This is a genomic window from Actinomyces bouchesdurhonensis (assembly GCF_900128465.1).
In the GTDB taxonomy this organism is placed as follows: Bacteria; Actinomycetota; Actinomycetes; order Actinomycetales; family Actinomycetaceae; genus Pauljensenia; species Pauljensenia bouchesdurhonensis.
This window is the reverse complement of the sequence record NZ_LT635869.1, coordinates 440,217-446,894: the sequence shown is the minus strand read 5'-3', so window position 1 is coordinate 446,894 and position 6,678 is coordinate 440,217. Positions and strand designations below refer to the sequence as shown.

The following is a 6,678-nucleotide window of genomic DNA, read 5'->3' as shown; positions in this document are numbered from 1 at the left end:
GGCAGTCCCATGGCCTCGGGCCGTGCCCAGGCGCGCAGGGACGAGGGTGGGGCGTAGGGGTCGGCCTGCACGTGGTCGATCGCGAGGGTGAAGTCGCCGTAATCCCAGGCGCCCAGGGCGTTTTTGTAGAAGCCGTAGGGGCGTCCGTCGGCGTGGCGGAGCTGGTTGAGCAGGTTGGCGTCGGTTCCGGTGATCGAGCGCGAGGGGGCTTCGTATCGGGGAGTCATGCTGCAAGTTTACAGGTGGCGTCGGCCAGAACGCCGGTGTCGTGAGCGTACGCGCTCATCGAGCACGCCTACGGCGTGGCCTCCCGCTGCGGCACTTTCGTCGCGTCCCAGTGGTACTTCTGTCGCCTGGCGGTTCGGGTGTGTTGTTCTAGCTGGCGACCATGGCGATGATGGCGGCGAGGATGAGTGAGTCGACGATGAGGCAGCCCACCGCGATATTGCGGGCGATTGTTGCCCTTTTGACGGTGTGTTCGGGGGCGCCGTAGGCGCGGGCGGTACCGAGCTGCAGGCAGCCCGTCAAGACCCCGAGGGAAGAGAAAATGATGACGCCGAAGAACAGGCTGAGAGCGGACATGATGATGATTATCGTTGAGACGCCGTTCACGCGGGCCGTGTACGAGGCCATGGCTTGGTCTGTCAGTATGTCGCCGTAGGTGATCCGCCCATTCGCCGCTCTGGCGCGCAACGCCTGCTGGTACGCGGTGGCGTAGGCGCGTTGCGGACCCGTGGCCTGCGGGAAGGGCTGAGCGTATCCGATGGGCACGCTCGGCTGCGCGTACGCGAACTGCCCGTATTGCTGTCGCATGGGGGCTCCGCGGGCTGGCTGTTGAGTGAAGGGGGTGCGGATGTCACTCATACGCTGCTCCAGATGTGAGGGTCGGGTGGTCAGAGTTTATCGTAGCGCACACGCACCCCCGAAAAAGTGCATGATTCGGGACACTGTTGGTCACCCGCAGGCCAAGGGGAATGATCACCGATTCGCCGCCGATACGACCAGGAGAATGAATAGAATCAGGCCGACAACTTGGATGATCGCGCTAATCAGTGACACGGCGAAGCTCGCGCGGGCGCGTGAGCGGACACGGTCGGGAGCGCCAATCGACTTGGCCTGCGACGTGAGCACTGACGCCCAGATCGCCACGGGGACCGACAAGAGGGGACCGATGGTGAGGAAGCTGAAGACGCTCAGCACCATGATCGTCACCGCCCTGGAGGCGATCGATTCATACTCGTAGGTGCGCGGTGGCGTGTAGGAGGGGTTTCCATAGACAGGACCGACGGGTGAATCGCCGGGCATGGGTTGACCAACAGGCTGTGCGTACCCGGGCTGTGCGTACCCGGGCTGTGCGTACCCGGGCTGTGCGTACCCGGGCTGGACGTAGCCTGACTGCGCGTACGCGGACTGCGCAAACGTTGGCGGCTCGTTGGTCGGCTGGGGCGCATAGGCGGATTGATTGCCGGATTCGAGCTGCGCGTAGGGATTGACGGGGTCACTCATGTGTTGCTCCTAAAAAATTGCACCGGTGCGCGACTCATACCAGCGCACGAGTCGAACGAAGAAAAAGGTGAGGCCCGGGCGGACCCGAGCCTCACCCTGGTGAGCGTTCATCACTGACTGGCCAACAGACCGAGGATGATGAAGAAGAAAACGAGGAGGAAAACTCCAACGACGATGGCGATATGAATAAACGAGCAGGTCCGAGCCGAGGATTGGGCGCTTCGCACTTGTTCCACGACGTCCAGCGGAGCGTCGAGTGCCGACGCCTCCTGCATCATCTTGCTCGTCCAAAACCACATGCCGCCCGACAGCAGGAGACCGCCGAACAGGAAGCTGAGGAATGACAGCAGTCGCGCCGTCGATGCATCCGAGCGAAGCTTCTCCGCCGCTGGAGTCGTAGCATACATGGGCTGGGCGTTAAAGTGTTGGTCCGTTCCCTGCCCGAACGAGGCATCGACCGCCTAGGGAGTGGATTCCTGCTGCGTGTTGGGGTTGATGGTATCGCCCACTCGCTGCTCCACATCATCTGTCACTGATTTCATATTTGTACGTGCGCGTCGTCCGGTCACCGATGAACGAGACGCGGATCGACGCGCTCCGCACACGCGTGAGACGGTCGCTCACCGCCGCGGCGCCTAGCGTTGTCTCCTTGCGGGACGTCAGTATGAACTCAAACCGACCAAGGCAGGGAGGAGGAGGAAGGGGACGACGAAGAACAGCACGAGTCCAGCCACCTGAATGATCGTACAGACCATCGCAGTCGTACGCGCACTGCGAATGTCGCTGACAACGTCCATGGGGGCGCCCTGGCCCATCGCATCGTTGAGCAAACTGCTGCCCCAAATCCATGCGGGGATCGCCAGGAGCGGGCCAAGGGTGACGAGGCTGATGAACGCCATGATGCGCACGGTGGTTGCATTCGAACGCAGGCGCTCGACCGCGGGGTTGATGGCGTAACTCATCTGACCGTACAAAGGCTGGCCATAACCGGCCTGCGCACCGTAACCGTACTGCGCACCGTAACCGGCCTGCGCAGCGTAACCGTACTGCGCACCGTAGTCGGCCTGTGCGCCGTAAGCGGCCTGTGCGCCGGGATAGCCAGTCTGCGCAGTGTAGTCGGCCTGAGCGCCGTAGGGCGCCACGCTACCTGTATTAGTCGCACCGTAGGGGTTTGAAGGGTCACTCATCATTCACTCCGAAGACACGTGGGACTTTATTCCGCAGCAATCATACGAGGATGACGCGGAAATTCCGAATGAATGCGTCACACCACACCCTCGGCGCGCCAAAGTCCCAGGCCGGGCCTGGTGCTTGCGCCCGCCACACTCACGCGCCTGATTTCCCGACAGGTGTCCCCAGCCTCGCCCCACGCGGGCAACCCCAGCCTCGCCCCACGCGGGCAATCCCAGCCTCGCCCCACGCGGGCAACCCCGGCCTCGCCCCACGCGGGCAACCCCAGCCTCGCCCCACGAGCACAAAACGGTGCGGGGGCCGACTTCCCGACCCCCGCACCACCCGACAAGCGAGCATCACGTCACAGCATGCAGGACACGCAGCCCTCAACCGCCGTGCCCTCCAGCGCCATCTGACGCAGACGCATGTAGTACAGGGTCTTAATGCCCTTCCTCCACGCGTAAATGTAGGACTTATTCAGGTCGCGCGTCGTCACCGTGTCCGGATAGAACAACGTGAGCGACAGGCCCTGATCCACGTGCTGGGTCGCCACCGCGTACGTGTCGATGATCTTTTCGGGACCGATCTCGTACGCGTCCTGATAGTACTGAAGGTTCTCGTTCGTCATGTAAGGCGCAGGATAGTAGACGCGGCCGATCTTGCCTTCCTTGCGGATCTCCACGCGGGACACGATCGGGTGGATCGACGACGTCGAGTTATTGATGTACGAGATCGAGCCCGTCGGCGGGACGGCCTGCAGGTTCTGGTTGTACATGCCGTAGGTAGCCACATCGGCCGCCAGGGCCTCCCAGTCGGCCCGGGTCGGGACCTTAATGGACGAGGCGGCGAGCAGCTCACGGCACTTGCCCGTGGTAGGCGCCCACTCCTCGTCAATGTACTTGCGGAAAAACTCACCCGACGCGTACGCGGAATCCTCGAAGCCCTCAAAGCGTTCCCCTCGCTCACGAGCAATGAGACACGAGGCCTTGATGGCCTCGAACAGGACCGTCATGAAATACATGTTCGTAAAGTCCAGGGCCTCCTCGGACCCGTAGTGCACGTGCTCGCGGGCCAAGTACCCGTGCAGGTTCATCTGCCCCAAGCCGATCGCGTGACTCATCGCGTTTCCGCGCGCAATCGAGGGCACTGCGCCAATGTCCGACAGGTCAGACACGGCCGTCAGGCCACGGATCGCCATCTCGATCGTCTTAGAGAAGTCCGGGGAATCCATGGTCTTCGCGATGTTAAGCGAACCCAGGTTGCAGGAGATGTCCTTACCGACATGCGAGTACGACAGGTCATCGTTGTAGGCCGAGGCCTCCGACACCTGCAGGATCTCCGAGCACAGATTCGACATGGTGATGCGCCCCTTGATCGGGTTCGCCTTATTCACCGTGTCCTCGAAGACAATGTAGGGGTAGCCGGACTCGAACTGGATTTCCGCGATCGTCTGGAAGAAACGACGCGCGTTAATCTTCTTCTTGTGGATGCGCCCGTCGTCCACCATCTCGTGGTACTTCTCCGTCACCGAAATCTCAGAGAAAGGCACACCGTACACGCGCTCCACGTCGTAAGGGCTGAACAAGTACATGTCCTCGTTCTTACGGGCCAGCTCGAACGTGATGTCCGGGATGACGACACCCAGGGACAGCGTCTTAATGCGGATCTTCTCATCCGCGTTCTCGCGCTTCGTGTCCAGGAACGCCATGATGTCCGGGTGGTGGGCGTGCAGGTACACGGCACCCGCGCCCTGACGCGCGCCCAGCTGATTCGCGTAGGAGAAAGAATCCTCGAGCAGCTTCATGACGGGCACGACACCGCTGGACTGGTTCTGGATCTTCTTGATCGGGGCACCCGCTTCACGCAGGTTCGTCAGCTGTAGGGCCACGCCGCCGCCGCGCTTCGACAGCTGCAGCGCCGAGTTGATGCCGCGCGCGATCGACTCCATGTTGTCCTCGATGCGCAGCAGGAAGCAGGAGACCAGCTCGCCGCGCGCCGCCTTACCCGCGTTCAGGAAAGTCGGGGTGGCCGGCTGGAAGCGGCCGCTCATGATCTCATCGACGAAGGCGCGGGCCAGCTCAATGTCGCCGCGCGCCAGGTACAGGGACACCATGGCCACGCGATCCTCGAAGCGCTCCAGGTAGCGCTTACCGTCGAAGGTCTTGAGCGTGTACGACGTGTAGTACTTGAACGCGCCCAGGAACGTCGGGAAGCGGAACTTGTGTGCGTAAGCCTGCTTGTACAGCTCCTTGATGTCCGCGAAGTCGTACTGATCCAGGACGTGCTTCTCGTAGTAGCCCTCGTCCACCAGGTACTTCAGCTTCTCCTCCAGGTCGTGGAAGAACACCGTGTTCTGGTTGACGTGCTGCAGGAAGTACTGGCGAGCGGCCTTACGGTCCGCATCGAACTGGATGCGCCCCTCCGCGTCGTACAGGTTGAGCTGGGCGTTGAGCGCGTGGTAGTCCAGCTCCGGGGAGGGAGCGTCCTCTACGCCCGTGTCGGTGTAGTTTTCTGCCAAAACTGTTCCAGTCCTTCGCGAACTCTGGAGACATCCTCGGGCGTGCCGAGGAGCTCAAACTTATACATGTGGGGGACCCCCAGCTTGGCCGCGATGATGTCGCCCGCGATGCAGTAGGCCTTGCCGAAGTTAGTGTTTCCCGACGAAATCACGCCCCTACACAGGGCCCGATTGTCGGGATCGTTGAGGAACTTAATGACCTGCTTAGGTACCGCTCCCTTAATGTTTCCACCGCCGTAGGTAGGCACGATCAGCACGTACTCCTCACGCACGCGCAGAGGTTCATCCTTGGGACGCAACGGGATTCGCGCAGCCGGGAGGCCGAGTTTTTCAACGAAACGGCGGGTGTTGCCCGTCGCCGACGAGAAGTAGACGACGATGCCCATAGTGTTCCTTCCGACGTGTCGGGGCGGTGAGCTTCTAGTGTCTCATTCACGAGGCCTGGGCGGAGGTGCGCGGGAGGCGTGTCCCATGTGGGATGTTCGACTCGGCGGCGCGGGGTGCGCGTCTGGTTCAGGCGCGAGTGTCCCGCCATTCACGCTGGTCACGCCCCGTGTCGCGCCTGACTGCCTCGGGCGTATCCGCGCCTTGTCGAGAAGGCGACCCCGGCCTCGTCCGTGCCCGGACATGCGAAAGCCCCGGCCTCCCGGCCGGGGCTTGTCGGCGTGACTCAGGCGGACAGCGCCATAGCTTGAGCGGCGACGGCCTTGATGCGGTCGGGGCGGAAGCCGGACCAGTGGTCCTCACCCGCGACGACGACGGGAGCCTGCTGGTAGCCGAGGCCTTTGATGAAGGCGAGAGAGTCCGCGTCCTGGGTGACGTCGATCTTCTCGTAGGAGATGCCCTGCTTGTCGAGGGCGCGGTAGGTCGCGTCGCACTGGGGGCAGCGGGGCTTGGAGTAGACGGTGATCGACATGTTCGTGTCTCCTTGCGGCTCGAGGCCGGACGTTTGCTTACCTGACGGGCTTTCTTGCGGCTCGTTCGCCGCGAACACGATAACACTACACCTCGTGGCCACTCATGCAAGCGACCCCTAGATGTTGTGTGTAGCGCTCCCGTTGTGGACAAGGCCAATGCGCCTGTGGATAAAGCGGGCGGTCAGGATCACAGGCCCACCGCCTCATCTTGTCGCCCCCGTAATGAAGCTTCCCGAAAATGCGCACAAATGCGCGGGTTTTTCACTAACCTTTCAGTGCTTCAAACATCCCCCACGAGGCGCCAGTCGCCCCTGTGAGCACTGTGGACAGCCTTGTCACCACCCTGTGCACAACCACCCTTCGACCACCCAACTAGTGTTACGCATCACATTTAATGGCGGGGGCTTGGGCGTGTCGCACCCCCACATCTAGTGGCCATTTGCGACTAAGCGCCCCTAGATGTAGGGGTAGAGCGCTATTTCGGGCGAATGCTTGAAATACCACGGAAAGCAGCGTGGAACGCGTGCCACAGGCGCCTGGGTGGGCGGCCCGGGGGCCCGGGGG

General features: G+C 62.3%; 8 protein-coding genes. All 8 read right to left on the bottom strand.

Annotated elements, in window-relative coordinates:
- On the bottom strand, window positions 1-227 hold a 227-nt coding region (locus BQ7477_RS10520; RefSeq protein ID WP_234968806.1), incomplete at its 3' end, for an ABC-ATPase domain-containing protein.
- Between the two features lie 148 nt (window positions 228-375).
- Window positions 376-864 carry a hypothetical protein gene (locus tag BQ7477_RS10515; RefSeq protein ID WP_073983828.1) on the bottom strand — a complete coding sequence of 163 codons (489 nt, stop codon included), beginning with the start codon at window positions 862-864 and terminating at the stop codon, window positions 376-378.
- A gap of 114 nt (window positions 865-978) precedes the next feature.
- Complete coding sequence (locus BQ7477_RS10510) at window positions 979-1,506, bottom strand: hypothetical protein (protein WP_073983827.1); 528 nt, start codon at window positions 1,504-1,506, stop codon at window positions 979-981.
- A 110-nt stretch (window positions 1,507-1,616) separates the two neighbouring features.
- The gene (locus tag BQ7477_RS10505) at window positions 1,617-1,913 is read right to left on the bottom strand and encodes a hypothetical protein (protein ID WP_084795801.1); all 297 of its coding nucleotides are present in this window, start codon (window positions 1,911-1,913) and stop codon (window positions 1,617-1,619) included.
- A gap of 252 nt (window positions 1,914-2,165) precedes the next feature.
- The gene (locus BQ7477_RS10500; protein ID WP_073983826.1) at window positions 2,166-2,693 is read right to left on the bottom strand and encodes a hypothetical protein; all 528 of its coding nucleotides are present in this window, start codon (window positions 2,691-2,693) and stop codon (window positions 2,166-2,168) included.
- Between the two features lie 347 nt (window positions 2,694-3,040).
- Entirely contained in the window at window positions 3,041-5,197 is a 2,157-nt protein-coding gene (gene nrdE, locus BQ7477_RS10495) for a class 1b ribonucleoside-diphosphate reductase subunit alpha (protein ID WP_073983825.1), read from the bottom strand.
- A complete protein-coding gene (gene nrdI, locus BQ7477_RS10490) occupies window positions 5,167-5,583 on the bottom strand; it encodes a class Ib ribonucleoside-diphosphate reductase assembly flavoprotein NrdI (RefSeq protein WP_073983824.1) in 417 nt (138 codons plus the stop codon). Before nrdI ends, nrdE begins: the two co-directional genes overlap by 31 nt.
- 284 nt (window positions 5,584-5,867) lie before the next feature.
- Window positions 5,868-6,113: a glutaredoxin-like protein NrdH gene (gene nrdH / locus BQ7477_RS10485; protein ID WP_073983823.1), complete on the bottom strand. Its 246-nt coding sequence runs from the start codon at window positions 6,111-6,113 to the stop codon at window positions 5,868-5,870.
- Window positions 6,114-6,678 lie beyond the last annotated feature (565 nt).